Source organism: Amphritea japonica ATCC BAA-1530, assembly GCF_016592435.1.
GTDB classification, from domain to species: Bacteria; Pseudomonadota; Gammaproteobacteria; order Pseudomonadales; family Balneatricaceae; genus Amphritea; species Amphritea japonica.
The window spans coordinates 1,794,912-1,813,541 of the sequence record NZ_AP014545.1 but is presented as its reverse complement, the minus strand read 5'-3'; the positions used below and the strand labels follow the sequence as shown (position 1 = coordinate 1,813,541).

Genomic DNA, 18,630 nt, shown 5'->3' with positions numbered 1-18,630 from the left:
TTAACTCCTCTATTAATTAACAGGACGGGCAACAGATACTTATGGATGTAATAAAGCACAAAAAAAGCCGATACACTAATGTATCGGCTTTTTATCATCCCACTGAAAAACTAACTGTATCAGTAAAGTATTCAGCGCAACTGCACGGCCCCATTAAGCCCTAACTGAGTTGCCATACTCTTTGCGAAGCTAACACCGAGCTGATCAATCAGCTGCTCAAAGGGAGTCCCTTTAGGTGTATAGTCGACAAGCTTTTCAGCACCAATAATCTGACGCGCAACATAACTACTGCTACCCAAACCATCAACCAATCCCAGATCGACAGCTTGCTCTCCTGTCCATACCAAGCCACTGAACAGTTGATCATTTTCTTTCAAACGATCTCCCCGCCCTTGTCGCACCTGTTCGATAAACTGCTTATGGGTGGTATTCAGAACAGTCTGCCAAAACGCACGGTCTTTATCTGACAAAGGTGAAAAAGGGTCCAGGAAGGTTTTATTTTCCCCTGCGATCAGGTTTCGACGCTCTACGCCAACCTTTTCCATCAGATCAACAAAACCAAAGCCTGATGAAACAACACCGATAGACCCCACCAGGCTTGCTTTGTCTGCGTAGATCTCATCGGCTGCGGCTGCGATATAGTAGGCACCTGAAGCGCCAATATCAGTAATAACCGCGTATGCTTTTTTATCCGGGTGAAGCTCCCTCAGACGCTTAACTTCATCATAAACATATCCCGATTGAACAGGACTTCCACCGGGACTGTTAATCCGCAGAATAACCGCTGTAGAGTCCTCAGCCTTAAACGCTTTTCTCAGTGCATGAATAATAGCGTCGGCACTGGCTTCTTCACCATCAGCAATGACCCCTTTTACCTGCACAACCGCGGTATGAGGTCCGCTTTCGTCTATCTCCGGCGCAAAACTATCAGCAAATAAATAGATACCGAGAATCACGAACAGGTATCCGAACGTCAAGAGTTTAAAGAAAATACCCCAGCGTCGGGCACTGCGCTGCTCTTTCTGAAGACCCAGAACAACGCGCTCTATTAACCGCCATTCCTTTGTTTTAGTCTCGTATTTCTTGATCGCTTCAGCATCCTTACTATCATCAGCTTCCCAGGGATTTAAGCCCACTTGCTTCTCCTTAAATTACTTAACGGTTGCTTATACTTGAAAGTGTTTCTTAGCTAGCCAGCTTTCCAAATCGGGAAAGTTATTCATTACCAGCACAGGCTTATAGGCTTTTAATCGGTCAACATGATGCGCACCATAACTAACAGCTATCGTATCCATTCCAGCTCTGACACCCATTTCCAGATCAAATTCAGTATCCCCGATCATAACAGCATCGGCAGCATTCAAGCCGGTTTCCTGAAGAATCTCTTCCAGCATGTGTGGATGCGGTTTCGACGTCGTTTCGTCAGCACAGCGAGACGTTTCAAACAGGTATTCCAGCCCCGTATCTTCAAACACCCTTTGCAAGCCACGTCGACTCTTACCAGTGGCTACCGCCAGCCGGTAACCCTTATCTTTTAGATTATTGAGGGTTTGCTCTACCCCCTCAAATAACTCTGTTGGAGTATCATCAACACCGAGATAATAATGACCGTAACGCTCTCGCATCTGCGGAATAACAGACTCGTCTACACCAGGAATAAGCACCTGAATCGCTTCGGGTAAACCCAGACCGATAATATTTCGTACCGCTTCATCAGTCAGCTCAGGCTGACTAAGATCCTGTGCTGCTTTTTGCATACTGGAAATAATCCGGGCAGCTGAATCAATAACCGTTCCATCCCAATCAAATATCAGTAGTTTGTACACAATTATCATCCAATACGATTAATTGAAAAACACCCGGAGCTGATCTTACGTCATCGACAGTTTAAAAATAACCATGCTGTAAACAATAATTCCGTGAAAAAACCTTCATATTTTCGAAATTTCACTGAACATATGTCCTAAACAACCCATTTTGGGGACTCAAGCAGTGTTAAACATATATTTCTTATCTATATATTGGGTTGTACAACAGACGTTGTCGCTTGTTGGGGGGGGAAGTCAAATGCAGATCAAGAAGTTCTGCATCAACTTAACTCAATAAGTAAGGTGGATTGTATGAGTCCTTTCTCTACAGGCTTTTCCAGCAAGCTCGCCATTATATCAGTTATCTTTATATTGCCTCTGAATTCTGCTGTCGCAGAAGACCCAACTGTGAACCGTATGATTGCAGCTCAGTGTGCCCAATGCCATGGAACCAACGGCTATGCCAGAGGTTCTTATCCAGACCTTGGTGGTGACGAAGCTAAAGATCAGGCTGATCACCTTCTCGATATGAAAGGAGAAGATCGCGCTGAAGACATTATGGATCACCAGGCCCTCGGTTATACCAACGATCAAATAAGACGAATAGCTCAGTATTACTCCACCCTTCCTGAAAATGGTGATGATTAAGAATCTTCGAGCTCGTTCGTACACATCGATATAGCTTGCCATTAGCAGGCTGGAGGGATTAAAAATGTCTTTAACACGTCGTAATTTTATCCAGATGGTGCCAGCTTCCGCTGCAGCACTCGCACTTACTAACGGCTCAACCGCTAAAGCAGCTGAGCCTATTCACCACGTAACGGTCCTGGGCGGCGGCTTTGCAGGCTGCACCATCGCTAAGTATATTCGCATGTGGAGCGAAGGACAGATTGCCGTGACCTTAATTGAACCCAAAGCAAAGCATGTATCCTGCGTAATGAGTAACCTGGTTTTAAACGAGCGATTAAAGGTTGCAGATCTAAAATTTGAGTATAACGATCTGCAACTGAAATACGGTGTTAACGTAATAAGAGATAAAGCTCAAAAAATACTGGGACCAGAAAAGCAAATAAAGCTAAAAAATGCGGGTTGGATATCCTACGACAGCTTAGTGGTCGCCACAGGTATCAGGTTTGATAAGATCCCGGGGCTTGATTTTAAAAAAATTCACCATGCCTGGATTGCAGGCGGTCAGACTAATAAGTTACGTAATCAGATACGCGCCATGCCAGATGCCGGCACCTTTGTGATGACCGTGCCTAAATCGCCTTACCGCTGCCCTCCCGGGCCCTATGAACGGGCTTGTGTAGTAGCAGACATTCTTGGCCGGCGAAGCGGTTATCTTGATGGGAGCGGAAGCACTCCGCCAAGAGTAGTTGTTTTAGATGCCAACCCGGGCATTCAGGCAGAGAAAGGCACCTTTACCCGCGCATTTAATGACCTGTATGGCGACATTATTGAATATATTCCAGATGCTCAGGTTGAATCTGTCGACTCAGACAATAAAGTAGTCCATACAACTCAAGGCAGCTTCGAAGGCGATGTTGTTAATGTCATTCCCACCCACAGCGCCCAATGGATACTAAAAGCAAGTGGCCTGACCGGAGACTCTCGCTGGGCAGACGTTGACCCGGTTACCTACGCAACCACGAACACTCTGTTTCAGGATGTGTATATTATTGGTGATGCGCAGGGTACTGCTCAGCCTAAATCAGGTCATATGGCTAATGCTCAGGCCAAAATTTGTGCTGACAGCATTATTCGTACCGCCCATGGGCAATCAAGCTATACCGAAGAACGACTACAAAATATCACCACTAACTCGGCCTGTTTCAGCCCTATCACTTATGATCAGGCTTCCTGGTTAACGGCGGTGTACAGCTACGATCCTGATACCGGATCCATGCGGCTTGTCCCCGGATCACTCGGAGAAGCACATAACTGGAGCTCTGGTAACTTTAACGACATGTTCGATTGGTCGAACAACCTGTTCGCGGATACGTTTAAATAATCATAACCACTGCGTTCATAAAAAAACCTCTGCAGGCGATACCTGCAGAGGTTTTATAGTCACGAGTCTGACATAAACCTTAACGGCTTTTACTTTACTTCAAGTTTTTCCGGCGATACCAGAATGCCATTATTATCGGCGTAGACATACTGCCCTGGCTTAAAGGTTACACCCCCAAAAGTAAGGTCAACATTTAACTCACCCAAGCCTTTTTTCTCAGTCTTCATGGGATGGGTTCCCAACGCCTGTACACCCAGGTCGGTGTCACTGATCGCATTTACATCACGAATCGCGCCATAAATAATGATTCCAGCCCAGCCGTTTAGCGCTGCTTTTTCTGCCAGCATATCCCCCAGCATCGCTTTACGCATTGAGCCGCCACCGTCAACGACCAACACCCGGCCTTCACCTGCCAGCGCAACCTGCTCACGTACCAGTGAGTTATCTTCGAAGGCTTTTAATGTAACGATCTCGCCACCAAAACGCTCTCGCCCACCAAAATTGCCAAACATCGGCTCCACAACCTGTACCAGCTCAGGAAACTGGTCACACAGTTCAGGTAATAAATCGTCCACTACGGGCTCCTTAAATTGATCAGTTATTCATTTCACAGGATTATAAATCATCGCAGACTATCATCACTGATATACAATTTTTTTGCACTTGCACTATAGGAGGAAACCCCTTTGCCATGGAAGCTATTTCTGAAAAATATAGCTATCCATCGGCTCTTCTTTTTCCGTCCCGTCTTCATACTCAATCAGCGAAAGCTGCGGCAGACTATTAAGCAGTTCGCCAGGCTTTAAACAGAACCGCTGTGAAAAACCGGTTTGACGGTGATGATCCTGATTAAAGGTCGATATAAATAAACGGCCTGAGGGGACCATAAGATCAGGAAGTTGTCGTAGCAGAGAAAGCTCCGGCAAATAACGAAGAACAACTATATTATCAAAGCGACCCAACGCAGATAACGCTCCTTGAACATTGAGATCTAACTCATGGAGCTCCACATTAACCCTCTGCTGCTCTGCAAACAGTTGCAATCGATTCAACCCCTCTTGTGCAAAATCAACAGCAACAACATCATGTCCTTCTGCAGCAAGCTGTAGCGAAGCGGCCCCCTCTCCACAAGCCAGATCCAGCGTTCTGCCCTTACGCAGCTGCTGCAACTTTGCCTGTAATCCGGTAGGCAATGGGGCAATCATTTTCGCTTTACTGCGATAACGTGTATTCCAAAGCGCAGATCTATCAGCCGCCTTACCATCAGTATCTGTCATCGCATTTTTCCGCAGAAGTTAAAGTCATTTAAGGTTAATATAAGCTAAATTTAGCTGAGAGACTGCATCCTGTGTTTGAAGAATACAAACTGATTATCGTCATTATATTTGTTGCGGTCATGTTTATTCCTGTCACCTGGCAGGCACTACAGCGTCGAAAGCTAAATCCGCCCCCCATGGCTAGCAATGATCGTAAGCTTTTTCGTCTGTGGCGCTCAGACCCCAAGTCCTACGAACGTCAATATGGCGAGATGGATCGAAAATATATCGAAGCCCAAAAAGAAAAAAGCCAAAATACAAAGTAGTACTTCAGCTTTATGATGGCCTTATAACAGAGTTTAAACAGGTGTCTTTAAAAGACTTAACAACACCTGGGCCGGATGAGGAATCTGCTTTTCATCTAAGCGCTTAACCTGACTACGACAAGAATAACCACTGGCAACAAGCTTATCTTCATTAGCAGGATCAGCCACCACTTCAGCCCAACTCAGATCATAGATCTTTCTGGACGTATCGAAATTCTCAGTTTCATGGCCATAAGTCCCTGCCATACCGCAACAGCCGGTCGCCTGAAGCTCAAGAGTCTGCCCTAAAGCCTGATAGACCTGTTTCCAATCTGCCATAGAGGCGGCTGCAGATGTTTTTTCGGAACAATGCGCCAGCAGTTTATAGCTATTTTGTGGAAGATCAGCTGCTTTGAGGTTTAACTGATCACAGTGCTTAACCAACCACTCCTGCAATAACTGCACCTCTATTTTAAGACGAGTCCCATCATCGACATACTCTTGACGATAGGTCAATGTCATAGAAGGGTCTATACCAATCATCGGTATTCCACTGCTGGTAAACTCTTGTAACATCCGCGTATTGGCATCGGCTGCTTTATTAAATGCGCCTTTGAAACCATGTACATGCAACGGCTTACCATTAGGCTTAAACGGTGCTATCAGCACGTTAAACCCGGTGCGCTGTAAAAACTCGATAACGTCTAGCACCAGTTGGGTTTCAAAATAGCTGGTAAAAGCATCCTGGACGATAATAACTGAACGATCACGCTGATCAGGTGCAATTGCCGATAGTGCTTCAGCGCTGGCAAATTGTACATTACGCTCATCCATGCCCTGTTTTAAGCTGTTAGTACAGATAGGAGGACTATCGATCATACCCACCCATCGTTTGAACACTGAGCGAATAACGCTGTTATTCATCGTACCGTTGTAGATCGCCGGGAAACGCGCCAGATAAGGAATCATATATTCCAGCCCGCCCACCATATAATCCTTCATCGGCCGCAGATAACGACTGTAGTAGGCTTCCAGAAAACGGGAACGAAAATCAGGAACATTAACTTTTATCGGGCACTGAGCCACACAAGATTTACATGCCAGGCAACCCATCATCGCCTCATGAACCTCGTGGTTGAAGTCATACTGCCCCTGTTTTTTACGCCAGCTGTTCTTCATTCTTTCTGGCAAACTGCCCAGAAAAGAGCCGTAACGCACCTTACGGCCTTCGGCGACAATATCGACCCCTTGCAAGGACATCAGGCGCAACCACTCCCGAACCAATGACGCGCGCCCTTTCGGTGAATGCTTACGCTCTCGGGTAGCTTTCCAGGAAGGACACATAGCATCATTCGGATCAAAGTTATAACAGCCGCCATTACCATTACAAAACATCGCCTGCGTATATTCATCACGGGCAGCAGCAGGAATCTGACGATCAAACTGACCTCGCGTAGGGACCTCATCAATCTTAAGCAGTTCAGCACCATCAATCATCGGGGTACAAATTTTACCCGGATTCAGCTGATTCGCCGGATCAAAAGTACCTTTAATACGCTGCAGTTGTGGGTAGAGCTCACCGAAAAAAGCGGGCGCGTATTCAGAACGAACCCCTTTACCGTGCTCTCCCCAGATCAAACCATTATATTTCTGAGTCAGAGCCACAACCCCGTCGGAGATAATCCGAATCAACCCCTCTTCAACCTCATTTTTCATATCGATCGCTGGCCGCACATGCAATACACCGGCATCAACATGACCAAACATGCCGTAGGCTAAATTGTGGCTATCGAGCAGTTCACGAAACTCTTTGATATAGGCAGCAAGATTTTCTGGTGGAACAGCCGTATCTTCAACAAAGGGAATTGGACGCTGTTCACCCTTAGCATTACCCAACAGACCTACCGATTTCTTTCGCATCGCCCAGATTTTATTAACCTCGACTGATCCGAATACAACGGAATAGCCGAAAGCTTTCCCGGGCTGATCTGAAACCGTATCCAGATAAGCGGTTAACTTATCGATTTTTTGCCGTAAAGACGCCTCATCATCACCTGTATACTCGACCAGATTGATTCCCTGAATAGCGGGCTCTCCCTCTTGCTGAGGAAAATAGTCTCTGACTGACTCCCAGATAATGTCATTCATCGCCAGATTCAACACTTTAGAGTCAACGGTTTCGATGGAGGTTGGCCCCCATGTCATTAGATCAGCCGCGTCTTCGAGTGACGCCTGAAAACCGGCGTACTTAAGATTGACTAAGGCCGAGTATTTAGGGATTGGTAAGACATTCAGTTTCGCTTCGGCAATAAAGGCAAGCGAACCCTCGGCACCACAAAGAACAGAGTTAAGATTAAAGCGTCCCTCTTCATCACGAATATGAGCCAGGTCATAGCCGGTAAGGCAGCGGTTTAATTTGGGAAATTTTGCATCGATCAGTTCGCTGTTCTCAGTAAAAACCTCATCAACAACCCGATGCACATCACCAACACGGTCATCACGTTGTTTAACCTGCTCGAGCGCTTCATCATCAAGCGGGCCAGAACGCCAAAGAGTACCATCAAGAAAGACAGATTTTAGCTCAAGTACGTGATCCCGGGTCTTTCCATACATACATGAGCCCTGGCCACTGGCATCAGTATTGATCATGCCGCCAATCGTTGCCCGGTTGCTGGTGGAAAGCTCCGGCGCAAAAAATAGTCCGTAAGGCTTTAAAGCAAGGTTCAATTGATCTTTAACCACCCCACCCTGAACCCTGACCCAGCGCTCCTCAGCGTTGATTTCTAGAATTTGATTCATATGCCGGGATACATCGACAATCAAACCATCACTCAATGACTGACCATTGGTACCCGTACCTCCACCCCGGGCACTGAGCACTATTCCATTGAAGCGAGGCTCCGCTGCCAGGCCTGCCAAGACAACCAAATCTTCAACTGATTTAGGATAAACAACACCCTGCGGCAGAACCTGATAAATGCTGTTATCCGTAGAAAGTACAACTCTGTTCGCATAATCAGGATTAAGTTCACCATCAAAGCCACTGTTTTTTAAGGCTTCAATGAATTCCAGATAATGTTTCTGGGTGTTATCAATCTCAGCAATGCGTGGAATCATCTTTCAACCTGTCGGATCAGTGGTAACTAAATTGCTGGTCATAATGCAGAAAAATCATTTATCATTCAAACGATAAAATATGATCAATTAATTGGCACAAACAATAAATGTCCGGAAATCTCTCAATACGCCATCTGCGAGCATTCACAGAAGTCGCTCACTGCGGCAGCTTTACTCAGGCTGCCAACAGGCTTCACCTGACCCAATCCAGTCTTACAGCCACCGTTAAGCAATTGGAGCAATCGGTTGGATTAACCCTGTTTGACCGAACCACCCGGCGGGTACTGCTGACCCACGAAGGCGAACAATTTCGTCCGGTGGCCGAAAAGCTGATCTCTGATTTTGATACCGGCATAAACGACCTGAAAGCGATTGCGGGGCAACAACAAGGACAAGTTGCCATCGCTGCCTCCCCTTCTACCATCAGCCGCCTGCTACCGCCCGTGGTGGATGATTACCGTAAACAGTTTCCGGATATTGCTATCTCATTACACGATGATAGCGCCGGACAGATCGAACAGAAAGTATTGGATAACAACGTTGATTTCGGGATCGGAGCCAACCATTCAGCCCACCCGGAACTCAACTATCAGCCCGTGCTAACAGATCGATACGGCGTGGTCGTGCCGGCAACCCATCCATTTAGCTTGCTACAAAACATTAATTGGCAACAATTGGTTGAAGAAGACTTGCTGTTTCTTTCCGCCGATACCGGCATTCGGGCTCAATTGAATCAATTTAAGCAAGCCGGCCAGTTTAAGCTGTCAGATCGAAAAGCGATGCTTGAAGTATCGAATCCAGCCGGTATGGCCGCACTAATCAGGCAAGGGATCGGAATCTCAGTACTACCCGCCCTGGCAGCCAGTACTGAGTCGTTTAAAGAACTACGCTTCGTACCTTTAATTGATCCCCTTATGCGCAGGGAAATCTGTCTCGTCAGCCGTAAAGGCCGCTCACTGAGCCCGGCCGCTTCTACTTTGCTCAGCAAGGCCCGAGACTATCTTTTCAATATGCAACTGCCGGCATATCTGGAAAGCCTTGCGGAGAAAACAGACTAAGTAGTGTTCTTTTAGATTCAGACGTTAAAAATCAAATAGACCAAAATCAGAGCTTATAAAGTCGACAGTTTTCACCCTCAAGCGCATTGATCTCTTTGATCATATCCAGGCCCTTACGGATCTTTTTCATCTCCGCTCGATGTCCGGTTTTAAGGCTCTTACGAATCTTTCCTTCGATGAAACGTTTGATCTCTTGTTCATCTTCAAGAATTAGGCCGGGGACAGGCACAGGCTTACGAGTATCTTCATCCATCGCCACCATAGTGAAATAGGAAGTATTTGTATGCTTCACTATCCCGAGGCGAAAGTCTTCAGAAACAACCTTAATGCCGATCTCAAGTGACGAATTACCGACATAGTTAACCGAAGCCGATAGGGTGAGAAGATCACCTACTTCAACTGGATTTAAAAAATCGACAGAGTCAACAGAGGCCGTAACACAGTAACCTTTCACATGTGATGCTGCGCAGGTATAAGCGATCTTATCCATCAACGATAGTATAAAACCGCCATGAACCTTACCACCAAAGTTTGCATAGGATGGCACCATCAGCTCTTTAAGTACCGTCTGAGATGCTTTAACTGTTCTATACTCGCGTTCACTCATGAATTTAAAACCTATCAAATTATTTTTTTATTCAGCACGGATAATACCCCGTTACCAGACTTAAGTAGAAGGTTTTAAAACGGGAATATCAGCGGCGTTATCAGCAAAGTGATGATCATCGCCATAATCTGTAACGGTAACCCCACCTTCACGAAATCGATAAAACGGTAATTACCCGGCACCAACACCAAGGTGTTCACCGGAGACGCTATTGGCGTAGAAAACGCGGTTGACGCTGCTATTGCAACGGTCATCATAAAGGGCTCTGGGTTCATGCCTAGCCCCTGGGCTATCGCAATCGCGATGGGAGCAATCAAAACCGTCGTGGCTGTATTAGAAATAAACTGACTCAATACCGAGGTAAGCACAAAAAGACCCGCACAGATAAGGATCGGTGTACTGCTGCCCAATATCGAGAGCAACCCATTTACAATAAGATCCAAAGCGCCACTTTTCTGTATCGCCAGCGCCAAAGGCAGCATACCGGCAATCAACACCAGACTGGTTGCATTTAGCGAGCGATAGGCTTCATTCATATTGATGCAACCGGTAAGAACCATCGCAACGGCAGCCAGTAAAATAGCACTCAGGCTCGACAATACACCGCTGATCATTAACACCAGCATACTGAGCATGATAAATAGTGCGACCGGAGCATGCCCCCATCGTGCGGATTTTTCCGTCATTTCAGCAGGAGTTTCCAAGACAACAAAGTTATGCCGTTCCTCCAGCGCCTCGATATAACGCCAGCCTCCGGCCAAAAGCAGTGTGTCACCAAAAGCAAGCGGCTCTCCGTTATAACGGGTGGTAAGTGGCTTGCCGTCGCGTAATACACCAATCACACTCAGATTGTATTGCTCCCTGAACCGGGCCCCCTGAATGGTTTTGCCAACAATGGGCGATCGGTTATGCAGCATCACCTCGGCTACCCCAAATTCTTTATCCATTCGGGTACGTTCATCGTCCGGAAAGCCAAAAAACATGCAACCGGTTTGAATGCACATCTTTTCTATCCCTTCCGGCTCGCTATATGCGAGCAGGATGTCACCCCTTTCTATGAGCGTCTCACTTAATACCGGCATCAACGAAGACAGGAGCTTTCCATCTCGCCGAATAGCAAAAACTGTCACCTCGAACTGGGTGCGAAGACGGGCCTCAGAAACGGTTTTGCCAACCAGCTCTGAATCATTTCTGACTCTCAGTCGATAAAGGTTATCCTGAATACCGTAACGTTCAGCAAACTCTTTCAAATAGGGATGGACCGCTTCCCTCACACCCGAGTCAGGCAATAATGCGGGAGCAATAAAGACCAGGTACAGAGTACCAACGAGCAGGATAATGCCGCCAATCGGCGTAAAATCAAAAAAACTGAAGGGTTCCAGCCCGGCTACCTGTAACTGGGTACTGGCAACCATATTCGGTGGTGTACCGATCAGCGTCATCATGCCACCGATCAGTGATGCAAACGACAGCGGCATCAGCATTCGCGAAGGTTGAAGTCGGGCTGAGCGGCAGATACTCAATACCACTGGAATAAACAGAGCTACGGCACCGGTGGAACTCATCACGGCAGACATACCCGCAACGACCGGAATTAACACCAGTAGCAATTTTTTCTCACTCTGCCCGCCCATCCGCATAATCCAGTTACCGACAGCAGCGGCAACACCGGTACGAAACAACCCTTCACCCACCACAAACAAACCAGCAATCATCACGACCAGTGACTGGCCAAAGCCAGATACCGTCTCAGCCGGAGTGATAATGCCTGAAACGGCCAAAGCCACAACAACCATCATTGCCACCAGGTCCATCCGGATACGATCCCAGATAAATAAACCGATAGTGACCAATAGCAAAGCGAAAACAAACAGCACTTCAATATTCACAAGATGTCCGATAGATCAGAAAATAATCAATTGAGGATGTAAGTAAAGCTTATGCCGATCTTATTTTTGCACCAGGTTTCAGTACCAGATATACACCGCAAACAGTAACCATAATGGCGGCCACCTGAATCCAATTTAACGATTCGCCAAAGAGAATCCAGGCTTCCAGTGTCGTCACGGGGGGGACCAGGTAAAAATAACTTGCCACACGGGCAGCCTCACCTTCGCGAATCATAAACATAAGCAGCAGTATTGCCGAGATAGACAGACCAAACACTAACCAGCCAAGAGCCAGCAATAAAGTTGGGCTCCACACCACATGGCGCTCTTCAAAGAAAAATGCCAGTATCCCCATCACTACCGCAGTAGCCAGATACTGCCAGATTGAGCCGGTCAAAAGGTCAACCTGCCCACCAAAACGCTTCTGATACAGCGTACCCAGCGAAATACCCACCAGAGCCAACAGTGCGGCAACAATAGCCTCCGGCCGAATGATCAGCGTGTCACTATTCTGACCGCTGAGCAGAATAGCGATGACACCCAACAGACCTAATATCAAACCAATCCATTGCAATGAGCGTAACCGTTCCCCCAGCCACTGCCAGCCAATCAGAGCGGTTAGCAAGGGCTGTAAGCCAACAATGATCGCGGTAATACCTGCCGGCATCTGCCACTTAATCGCTGCAAAAACGCCACCCAGGTAACAGGCATGCACGAGGAACCCAACAACCGCCTGATGCCCTCCCTGTCGTAACGAGGGCCATTGGGAACGATACACCAACGCCAGACCCGTAAACACCGCCAGAGTTAGCAACATCCGAATAAACAGCAGATAAAAGGGCTCTATATAAGGTAGCGCGTACTTTGCACCAATAAAGCCGGTGCTCCAGAGCAGAACAAAAAACAAAGGTACTAAACGAGCAAAACGGGAATGGCTCACGGAGGTCACCGGTTCTAAATAAAACAGTTGTAATTAATCTAAGGATGAAACGCTAATGACTAGTGATCATTACCCGCATAAACCCACATCGGCTCGGTTTTCCCTGCTCGGGTAAAGCCCAGCGCCTGATAAAAGCCAACAGCATCGCCATCAGCAGTCAGCATCTGTTGATGGAAACCCTGATAGCGCTGCTGCATAACCCGCATAAGCTCTTTTCCAACGCCCTGCCCCTGATATTCAGGCAGAACGAGTAGATGAGGATAATACACCACTAAATGGCCATCAGATATTGCATTTCCAAGCCCGATTAACTTACCGCAGTCCCGGGCCGTTACCAGGCTATGGGAAGCCTTCAAAGCAGCCATCAGTTTTTCGGGTTTATCAGCGGCAGACCAAACGTTAGCCCGGTAAATATCGATTACCTCACTCTGCGCAAGAGTGTCATTCAGGCTGATGTCTATGCTCATTAAAATATTCCTTTTTTAATATAGGGAAACCGGTTGGTAATAGCAGAGTTCAAAATGCTCTTGTGCGTCGATAAACTGGTTACGCTGATATTCTGCAAACGCGGGCGTCACACCAGCTTTAAGTCCGGAATGTGATAACCACTCGTTCTGCAAGCGAGTAATCCAAGGTAACAAATCACCATACTGTCCACTAAATCTGAACCTTGCATGGAGCCCACCAGGAATGACCAGTGAGTTTACCAGACCTCGGCGGGAAATTGGCCGATCAATACCGAGGCAGGCAACATAACGGCACTGGTCTAATGGCGTTAATGCCGGATTAGAATGATGCAGCCCTATCTGCGGACCAAAAGGCCGACCTTCAGCGACAGCCCAGGCTTGCAGAATTTGCCAGGCTGTTTTGATCGAACGGCCGTAACCCAAGTGACGAATATAGGCCACCGGCTGATCTGGTAGCTCAAGAAGGTCTGGTACAGGTAACGGGTACCCGGCTATTCGTTTGGCACCCGCTGCAATTTCGGGATCAGTATTATAAGGCAGCATCTGCGGAGTTTCCTGATGTCGCCAACGACCGGGACTGATTCCAAATTGCTCGCCAAATATCCGGGTGAAAGAAGCTAAAGAACTATAGCCAGACTTCAAAGCGATATCACGTACCGGCGAATCGGGTTCAAACATCAACAGATTTGCCGCCTGCTCTAATCGAATCCGCCGAATATACCGATGTAGAGACTCACCGGTAACACGTTGAAATACACGGTGAAAGTGCTGTTCTGAATAAGCAGCAACACGCGCTAGAACAGCCCCAGTTAGCGGAGCACTCAGATCCCGATGAATATAATACAGAACATCATTAATTCGCGCGTCTTGTTGTATGGCAACCATATAGACTCAGTAAATAACCGATTAGCATATTTGAATAAAAAATAGATCATATTTGGATAATTAACAAAGCATAAATGAATAAATTTACTGCCTTTCTCAGGTATAGACTCTGGCAGTAATTAAATAATGCATCCTGAGTAACCTTATTATGGAATTTTCCAGATCCGCAGACTCCCTGCAGCCATCCTATATTAGAGAGATTTTAAGGGCCGCGAGCCAACCAGAAATGATCTCAATGGCAGGCGGTTTACCTGCTTCATCCTTACTGCCGGTAGACCTTATCCGTGCATCATGTGTATTACTCACCGATAAGACAGAGCTGTTCCAATACGGTGCCAGTCGTGGCTACGCTCCTCTCATCGAAACACTAACGAAGCAGCATCCAGAACAGAATGATAAATGGCTTATCTGTAACGGCAGCCAACAGGGATTGGATCTGATCTCACGTGCATTCCTGAATCATGGGGACGGCGTAGTTGCAGAAATTCCAGCATATCTAGGTGCACTACAAAGTTTTCAACTGGCGGGCGCTGAAATATACCCGCTGTACCAGGGCAGTGAGAAAAGCCACAATCAATCACAGCCGGACCTCATTCAACTTGAAAACCATTTCAAAACAGGCAGGGTAAAGCTGTTCTATGCCGTACCAGATTTTCACAACCCCACTGGGCGTGTATGGTCAGAAGAGACTCGAACTGGGGTTTGCACCTTGTGCCGCCATTATGGCATTACCCTTATTGAAGATGCGCCATACCGGGAATTACGCTTCAGTGGGGATCAACACTCTTCGCTGATAACACTATACCCGGAAGGTTGTATCCAGCTTAAGTCATTTTCAAAAACCGGTTTTCCTGGTATTCGAATGGGTGCGATGAATGGGCCGGCTGAATTTATCACCATTGCTGAACGTATTAAGCAAGCAACTGACCTGCATACGGGTTTACCGCAGCAAGCGATGATCAACACTCTGCTGAATCATGCTGAATATCCCAACCATTTAGCACGTTTACAAGACAGCTATAGAGAACGCTATCAGCAACTTACGTCCGAACTCATTCGACAAATGGAAAAACAAGTTCAGATTGAAGTGGTCGAGGGGGGTATGTTTATCTGGCTCAAGCTAACCACTGGCAGCGGCTCTGAAGTTGCTGAAAGAGCCTTAACACACAAATTGGCGGTAGTACCCGGAGCGGCCTTTTACCCTAAGGGACAAATCGTAGAGGATAACGCTATTCGGCTTAATTTTAGTAATACCGACCCCATTAATATTACTGAGGCCGTATCCAGATTAAGACGATCATTCTGAATGACCTGAACCATTAAACATACAGAGATCGGCGGATTGCACAACCTGCACCCAGTTTGGCCGATCTCTGAATACTTTTGCTCAGCTATTTTTATCTATCGACTCGACCCACTCGCCTTCCCGAGCTTCACTACCATCGCTGATCGCGTCGACAACCTCAGAGGCTGCATCGGGAATATTTCCAACCACTGCGATGGCAACATCTTCGATATTATCCGGAGCAGCTTCACTGAGCCTGTTCACCACTTCTACTGCCTCTTCAATTTCACTGGCAGGCTCTTCGACAATCCCACTACTCTCTTCATTATGGCTTTCATGCAACAATCTGGAGACCTCAGCCGCTACATAGCCGGCGCTCTCAGGCACTGCTTCAACAATTTTAACCGCAAGATTAAGGGACATCTCCGGTGACAATTCTGACATGCGGGTTAACCACTCGACGGCTTTTTGGTGCTCTTCATCCTCAACTTCCGTTTCTTCTTCACTTAAATTTGACACTTCATTGATCTCGTCGGCAACCTCTTGATCCTCCTCGGAAACGGACAGGTATTCCTCCGTGACCTCGAGCATAGATTCCGGTGCCGCTTCAACCACAGTTGCAGCAACATCCATTGCCTGATCAGGGGCTGCTTCTGACAGTCTCGAAACCCACTCAACCGCATCTGAATACTCTTCTGAGTCCATTTCCGACAAGTTAGATTCCGCCGACATGCTCCCCTCGACAGAATCCTGTTCATATTGAGACATAAACTCTTCTGTCATTGGCACTGCGGTTTCCGGTACCGATTCAGCAACCGCAACCGCAATATCCAGTGCCTGATCCGGTGCTGCTTCTGACAGCCGGGATACCCACTCCACCGCCGCGGGATGCTCACCATCGCCTACTGCTTCAGCGCTCACGTCACCTTTCAGGCTTTCATCCTCTGTACCCTCAGGTTCATAGTGCGCCATGTAGTCTTCAGTCATTGGCACTGCCGTTTCAGGTACTGACTCGGCTACCGCAACGGCTATATCAAGCGCCTGATCCGGTGCAGCCTCTGACATCCTTGAGACCCATTCAACCGCATCTGAATACTCACCGGGCTCGGCCTCTCCTTTATCTAATGAAACGCTACTCTCATCAGTATCCTGCTCATAATTCACCATATACTCTTCGGTCATTGGAACCGCCGCATCAGGGAATGATTCTGCCACGGTTACCGCAATATCTAACGCCTGATCAGGGTTAGCATCCCACAATTCAGATGCGATGTTCATTACATCAGATTCACTGGTATCCTCTTCTCTATCCGCTGGACGGATCGCTTCCCGCTCTTCAGCTAACAACCCTGAATAATACTCTGCAACCTGAGTCGCTGATTCTGGTGCTGATGCCACAGCAATTCGCGCCATCTCAATCCGCATATCTGGAAACACTCTACCCACTTCAATAGCCACCGCTATCACCTGTTGCGGATACCATTCTGCCAGTTGTGATATCAACTCAGGTGCAAGCTCTGGCTTGGCTTTCACAATGGCCTGGGTAATCTCTAGTATCTGATAAGGGGCCGTCTCTTTCATAACCTCATAGAGTCGCATAACATCTATACCCGGTACGCTTGCTACCGCTGCGGCCACTTCGGTGCCTTTCTCCGGGTTATTCAGGGTTAAAGCGCGCGCCATTTTTACCGCCGCTGCAGGGTCGGATTCAGCAATCAGAACAGCTGTTTTCGCCGCGGAACTGGGGATTGCATCTGGCTCGGTATACTCGGTTCGTGGATCCAGATTAACCGAGGTAGAAAGCGCTGCGTTCTGCATGACAAAATCTTCCTGATCGGACACCGGTAGCGCCTTACTGACAGTCATTCGATACAGCGTAAACAGTGCTAATAAAATCTGAAGAATAGCGAGGAAGTAAAACAAACTGGAACTTCCGAAGACCTGCATCACCACTGAAGCAGCATAAGGACCGATTGCCCCACCAATACCAAATGCCAGCAGTAGACTTCCCATTGCTGAAACCATCTCGGACTTTTTCAACTTATCAAAAGACTCGGCAACACTCAGTGGGTAATAACAGGTAATGATACCTGCAGCTATACCATTAACTATAAAAATGCCGATCGTCATCTCTCGTTCAGCCAACGGAATAACCGCGATTCCCAAAACAGACGAGAGCAACAACAGCACAAATAAAATTGAACGACGATCGAAGCGATCGGACAACAGTCCTACCGGAAACTGTAGTGTAAAGGCGCCAATAATCGCACACCCCATAAACAGAGAGAGTTGAAAACCGTTTATATGGTATTCCGCGGCAAACACCGGCAGCATATTAAACAACGCAGAATAAACAGCCCCTGCGGTCAGGCAAGTAGCCACCCCCAGCGGTGAGGTTTTAAATAGTGAGATGACAGACATCGGAGCAATCGTTTCAATAACAGGCCCTTGTACGCGGCTGAAAAGTATGGGCAATGCAGCCATACAGAAAAGCATTCCAACAATGATGAATAACGTGTTATCAGAGGGCTCTGCCACCCCCATCAGAAACTGTCCGCCAAATAGCCCGCCCAGAATACAAGCGTTATAGACCGCTAGCACTTTGCCCCGATTTTCTTCAGAAGCACTATCGCTCAGCCAGCTTTCCATCGCCGTTAACAGACAGGCATGGCTAAAGCCCAACAACACCCGTAAAACGCCCCAAAGCAAGGGGCTGGTGTCTAGTGTAAAGGCGAGAATACAGATCGCTTCAATGGCGACGCTACCAGCCAGGGCCCGAATATGACCGACACGTTTAACCAGCTGTTTACTATAGATGGCACCGGCAAACAGTCCGACAAAAAACATCGACAAAACCATACCGATGGTATCGGTAGACATGCCTTCCAGCCCCATTCGGGAGGGCACCAAAATATTCATAAGCCCGATGCCCAGATAAAGAATCACTGCGCTGGCAAACAAGGTGATTAATGGCAACAGGGTATTTCGCACTAAACGTATTC

The 18,630-nt window shown here is 47.3% G+C and carries 16 protein-coding genes; 5 read left to right on the top strand and 11 right to left on the bottom strand.

Annotated features, from left to right (window positions below; genetic code table 11):
• Positions 1–131 precede the first annotated feature (131 nt).
• Both sppA and AMJAP_RS08360 read right to left on the bottom strand, forming a co-directional pair.
• Complete coding sequence (gene sppA, locus AMJAP_RS08365; protein WP_019621811.1) at positions 132–1,136, bottom strand: signal peptide peptidase SppA; 1,005 nt, start codon at positions 1,134–1,136, stop codon at positions 132–134.
• A 30-nt stretch (positions 1,137–1,166) separates the two neighbouring features.
• Positions 1,167–1,835, bottom strand: a complete 669-nt coding sequence (locus AMJAP_RS08360) for an HAD family hydrolase (protein WP_019621810.1) — start codon at positions 1,833–1,835, stop codon at positions 1,167–1,169.
• A 285-nt stretch (positions 1,836–2,120) separates the two neighbouring features.
• On the opposite strand from AMJAP_RS08360, the gene AMJAP_RS08355 reads away from it, so the two are divergent.
• Both AMJAP_RS08355 and AMJAP_RS08350 read left to right on the top strand, forming a co-directional pair.
• Entirely contained in the window at positions 2,121–2,456 is a 336-nt protein-coding gene (locus tag AMJAP_RS08355; protein ID WP_019621809.1) for a c-type cytochrome, read from the top strand.
• Between the two features lie 64 nt (positions 2,457–2,520).
• Positions 2,521–3,819, top strand: a complete 1,299-nt coding sequence (locus tag AMJAP_RS08350; RefSeq protein WP_019621808.1) for an NAD(P)/FAD-dependent oxidoreductase — start codon at positions 2,521–2,523, stop codon at positions 3,817–3,819.
• A gap of 89 nt (positions 3,820–3,908) precedes the next feature.
• Here AMJAP_RS08350 and rraA read toward each other — a convergent pair whose 3' ends face one another.
• Together rraA and AMJAP_RS08340 are read right to left on the bottom strand one after the other, a co-directional pair.
• Positions 3,909–4,394, bottom strand: coding sequence for a ribonuclease E activity regulator RraA (gene rraA / locus AMJAP_RS08345; protein WP_019621807.1), 486 nt, complete (start codon positions 4,392–4,394; stop codon positions 3,909–3,911).
• A gap of 123 nt (positions 4,395–4,517) precedes the next feature.
• A complete protein-coding gene (locus tag AMJAP_RS08340; RefSeq protein WP_019621806.1) occupies positions 4,518–5,096 on the bottom strand; it encodes a class I SAM-dependent methyltransferase in 579 nt (192 codons plus the stop codon).
• A gap of 71 nt (positions 5,097–5,167) precedes the next feature.
• On the opposite strand from AMJAP_RS08340, the gene AMJAP_RS08335 reads away from it, so the two are divergent.
• A complete protein-coding gene (locus AMJAP_RS08335; protein ID WP_019621805.1) occupies positions 5,168–5,401 on the top strand; it encodes a hypothetical protein in 234 nt (77 codons plus the stop codon).
• A gap of 33 nt (positions 5,402–5,434) precedes the next feature.
• On the opposite strand, the gene ydiJ is transcribed toward AMJAP_RS08335, so the two are convergent.
• Complete coding sequence (gene ydiJ, locus AMJAP_RS08330) at positions 5,435–8,497, bottom strand: D-2-hydroxyglutarate dehydrogenase YdiJ (RefSeq protein WP_019621804.1); 3,063 nt, start codon at positions 8,495–8,497, stop codon at positions 5,435–5,437.
• A 107-nt stretch (positions 8,498–8,604) separates the two neighbouring features.
• Here ydiJ and AMJAP_RS08325 point away from each other — a divergent pair, with 107 nt between their 5' ends.
• Complete coding sequence (locus AMJAP_RS08325) at positions 8,605–9,555, top strand: LysR family transcriptional regulator (protein ID WP_019621803.1); 951 nt, start codon at positions 8,605–8,607, stop codon at positions 9,553–9,555.
• Between the two features lie 46 nt (positions 9,556–9,601).
• Here the strand turns inward: AMJAP_RS08325 and AMJAP_RS08320 are convergent, their stop codons facing one another.
• The 5 genes from AMJAP_RS08320 to AMJAP_RS08300 all read right to left on the bottom strand — a co-directional run bounded on the left by AMJAP_RS08320 (position 9,602) and on the right by AMJAP_RS08300 (position 14,343).
• Positions 9,602–10,162 (bottom strand): acyl-CoA thioesterase, encoded by a 561-nt coding sequence (locus AMJAP_RS08320; protein WP_019621802.1) that lies wholly within the window; start codon positions 10,160–10,162, stop codon positions 9,602–9,604.
• A 74-nt stretch (positions 10,163–10,236) separates the two neighbouring features.
• The gene (locus tag AMJAP_RS08315) at positions 10,237–12,051 is read right to left on the bottom strand and encodes an SLC13 family permease (protein ID WP_019621801.1); all 1,815 of its coding nucleotides are present in this window, start codon (positions 12,049–12,051) and stop codon (positions 10,237–10,239) included.
• A 49-nt stretch (positions 12,052–12,100) separates the two neighbouring features.
• Entirely contained in the window at positions 12,101–12,991 is an 891-nt protein-coding gene (locus AMJAP_RS08310; protein WP_019621800.1) for a DMT family transporter, read from the bottom strand.
• A 59-nt stretch (positions 12,992–13,050) separates the two neighbouring features.
• Entirely contained in the window at positions 13,051–13,458 is a 408-nt protein-coding gene (locus AMJAP_RS08305) for a GNAT family N-acetyltransferase (protein WP_019621799.1), read from the bottom strand.
• 15 nt (positions 13,459–13,473) lie between these two features.
• Positions 13,474–14,343, bottom strand: coding sequence for an AraC family transcriptional regulator (locus AMJAP_RS08300; protein WP_019621798.1), 870 nt, complete (start codon positions 14,341–14,343; stop codon positions 13,474–13,476).
• A 235-nt stretch (positions 14,344–14,578) separates the two neighbouring features.
• On the opposite strand from AMJAP_RS08300, the gene AMJAP_RS08295 reads away from it, so the two are divergent.
• A complete protein-coding gene (locus tag AMJAP_RS08295) occupies positions 14,579–15,649 on the top strand; it encodes an aminotransferase-like domain-containing protein (RefSeq protein ID WP_169336955.1) in 1,071 nt (356 codons plus the stop codon).
• Positions 15,650–15,730: 81 nt separating this feature from the next.
• On the opposite strand, the gene AMJAP_RS08290 is transcribed toward AMJAP_RS08295, so the two are convergent.
• Positions 15,731–18,619, bottom strand: coding sequence for an MFS transporter (locus AMJAP_RS08290; RefSeq protein ID WP_019621796.1), 2,889 nt, complete (start codon positions 18,617–18,619; stop codon positions 15,731–15,733).
• Positions 18,620–18,630: the final 11 nt, after the last annotated feature.

Bases quoted from the DNA above. Each gene is read 5' to 3' on its own strand.
- AMJAP_RS08360 (WP_019621810.1), bottom strand. From the start codon at position 1,835: ATGATAATTGTGTACAAACTACTGATATTTGATTGGGATGGAACGGTT.
- AMJAP_RS08355 (WP_019621809.1), top strand. From the start codon at position 2,121: ATGAGTCCTTTCTCTACAGGCTTTTCCAGCAAGCTCGCCATTATATCA.
- AMJAP_RS08350 (WP_019621808.1), top strand. From the start codon at position 2,521: ATGTCTTTAACACGTCGTAATTTTATCCAGATGGTGCCAGCTTCCGCT.
- AMJAP_RS08340 (WP_019621806.1), bottom strand. From the start codon at position 5,096: ATGACAGATACTGATGGTAAGGCGGCTGATAGATCTGCGCTTTGGAAT.
- ydiJ (WP_019621804.1), bottom strand. From the start codon at position 8,497: ATGATTCCACGCATTGCTGAGATTGATAACACCCAGAAACATTATCTG.
- AMJAP_RS08325 (WP_019621803.1), top strand. From the start codon at position 8,605: ATGTCCGGAAATCTCTCAATACGCCATCTGCGAGCATTCACAGAAGTC.
- AMJAP_RS08320 (WP_019621802.1), bottom strand. From the start codon at position 10,162: ATGAGTGAACGCGAGTATAGAACAGTTAAAGCATCTCAGACGGTACTT.
- AMJAP_RS08305 (WP_019621799.1), bottom strand. From the start codon at position 13,458: ATGAGCATAGACATCAGCCTGAATGACACTCTTGCGCAGAGTGAGGTA.
- AMJAP_RS08300 (WP_019621798.1), bottom strand. From the start codon at position 14,343: ATGGTTGCCATACAACAAGACGCGCGAATTAATGATGTTCTGTATTAT.
- AMJAP_RS08295 (WP_169336955.1), top strand. From the start codon at position 14,579: ATGGCAGGCGGTTTACCTGCTTCATCCTTACTGCCGGTAGACCTTATC.